The 2,378-nt window shown below is 49.9% G+C and carries 2 protein-coding genes; both read left to right on the top strand.

What is annotated here, in order from left to right; translation table 11 throughout:
- Window positions 1–1,280: M28 family peptidase (locus tag ACEW8S_RS01790; RefSeq protein ID WP_373516475.1), on the top strand; the 1,280-nt coding region annotated here is incomplete at its 5' end.
- Between the two features lie 196 nt (window positions 1,281–1,476).
- A partial coding sequence (locus ACEW8S_RS01785) for a peptidylprolyl isomerase (protein ID WP_373516474.1) occupies window positions 1,477–2,378 on the top strand: 902 nt, incomplete at its 3' end.

The raw sequence follows: 2,378 nt of genomic DNA, 5'->3' as shown, positions 1-2,378 counted from the left end.
CCTACGATTGGCTCAACTACCTGTCCAATCAAATAGGGGGTCGGCTTTCGGGATCTTTAGAGGCACAACGGGCGGTGGAATACACCAAGGCCCAGCTCGATTCATTGGGCTTGGACAAGGTTTGGCTGCAACCGGTGATGGTGCCCAAATGGGTACGCGGCACTCCGGAGTTTGCGTATTTAGAAACATCGCCCGGGGTGACCAGCACAGTGCCCATCTGCGCCTTGGGCGGTTCCGTGGCCACACCCGTGGGCGGCCTGAAGGCGAATATCATCGAAGTAATGGGCATCGAGGAACTAAAGGTATTGGGTAAAGCCAAGGTTGCAGGCAAGATCGTGTTCTACAATCGACCAATGGATCCAACGCTTATCAGTACCTTTGAGGCTTATTCAGGCTGTGTCGATCAGCGATATTCGGGTGCGGAAGAGGCCGCTAAATATGGTGCGGTCGGAGTTGTCGTACGATCCATGAACCTGAGACTGGACGATTTTCCACACACCGGTTCGATGGGCTATGGCGATACCGCCGTTTCCAATAGAATTCCCGCTGCAGCGATAAGTACCAATGGTGCGGAGATGCTGGCCACCACCTTAAAATTGAATCCGGAAACCAAATTTTACTTTAAGCAGAACTGCAAACAGTTCGACGATGTGGAATCGTTCAATGTCATCGGGGAAATCAAGGGCGGTACCCATCCCGATGAAATAATCGTGGTGGGGGGACATCTCGATTCTTGGGACCTCGGCGACGGCTCCCACGATGATGGCGCCGGTTGCGTACAGAGTATGGAAGTTCTCCGCCTTCTTAAACTTTCGGGCTACAAACCCAAACGTACGATAAGGACCGTACTCTTTATGAACGAGGAAAACGGATTGCGAGGTGGCACGGAATATGCCGACAAGGCCATAATGAACAACGAAAACCATGTTTTCGCCCTAGAAAGCGATTCCGGCGGTTTTACCCCAAGGGGATTTTCGTTCGACAGCTCCGATGCCGACCTGAAAAAAGTACAACGTTGGGCACCGCTTTTCGAACCCTATATGGTCCACTTGTTTGAAAAAGGTTACAGCGGTGCGGATATCGCTCCCCTAAAAAAGGATGGCATAGTCCTGGCCGGTCTACTTCCCGATTCCCAGCGCTATTTCGTGCATCACCATGCCGCAAACGATACCTTCGAACATGTCAACAGACGTGAACTCGAACTCGGTGCCGCCAGTATGGCGAGCTTGGTTTATCTCTTTGACAAATACGGGGCAGAATCCGATACGTTAAAACGATAGTTTGAGAATAAACAACTTTGGTGAAGTAAGCTATCGATGGTGTTCAGTTTAAGGTTCAATCGCTGCTTCGCAGTTGTTCAAAGTTTAAAGCGTTTGTGAATTATCTTGAACCTTAAACGCACCGAAGGCGCATTGAACCTTAAATCATATACTCCAACATTTTTCTTACCTTTGCCCCTCACAAAAAACGAGTAAAATGCAAGACGGAATCTACGCAAAATTCAACACATCCAAAGGAGAGATACTAGTAAAGCTCACCCATGAAAAAACACCCGGCACGGTCGGTAATTTCGTGGCCCTAGCCGAAGGAAAAAAGGAAAACAAGGTAAAACCGAAGGGAGAACCGTATTATGACGGGTTGAAATTCCATCGGGTCATTCCCGATTTTATGATACAGGGCGGATGTCCCCAAGGTTCCGGTACGGGAGATGCTGGCTATAAGTTCGATGATGAGTTCCACCCAGACTTGAACCATTCCGAACCAGGCGTACTTTCCATGGCCAATTCCGGACCGGGCACTAATGGCAGTCAGTTTTATATCACCCACGTACCGACGCCTTGGTTAGACAACAAGCACACCGTCTTCGGTCAAGTCGAATCGGGTCAAGATGTGGTCGATGACATCGCACAGGGCGATACCATTGAAAGCCTCGAAATCGTGAGGGTAGGCGAAGACGCCAAAAAATTTGATGCGGTCGAAGCCTTCGAAACCTTCAAAAGCTCAAAGCAAAGAGGTATTGCGGAACAAAAAAAGAACCAGAAAGCGGAACTCGACAAAATTTCGGCGGGATTCGAGAGTACCGAGAGCGGACTACGTTACAAAATGATTCAGGAAGGCAACGGGTCGAAGGCCCAGAAAGGGCAGACCGTATCCGTACACTACGAAGGGTCGCTGTTAAACGGGCAAGTTTTCGATTCTTCATACAAGCGCAAGCAACCCATCGATTTTCAATTGGGCGCGGGCCAGGTAATCTCAGGATGGGACGAGGGCATAAGTCTACTGAAGGTAGGGGACAAGGCACGCTTCGTTATTCCATCTGATTTAGGATATGGAAGTGCCGGTGCCGGTGGCGTCATTCCCCCAAACGCCACGCTGCT

The sequence above is a fragment of the Pricia sp. genome, from assembly GCF_041745955.1.
Lineage (GTDB): Bacteria > Bacteroidota > Bacteroidia > Flavobacteriales > Flavobacteriaceae > Pricia.
Note: the sequence above shows the minus strand (reverse complement) of the source record. Positions and strands in the feature narration are given on the sequence as shown.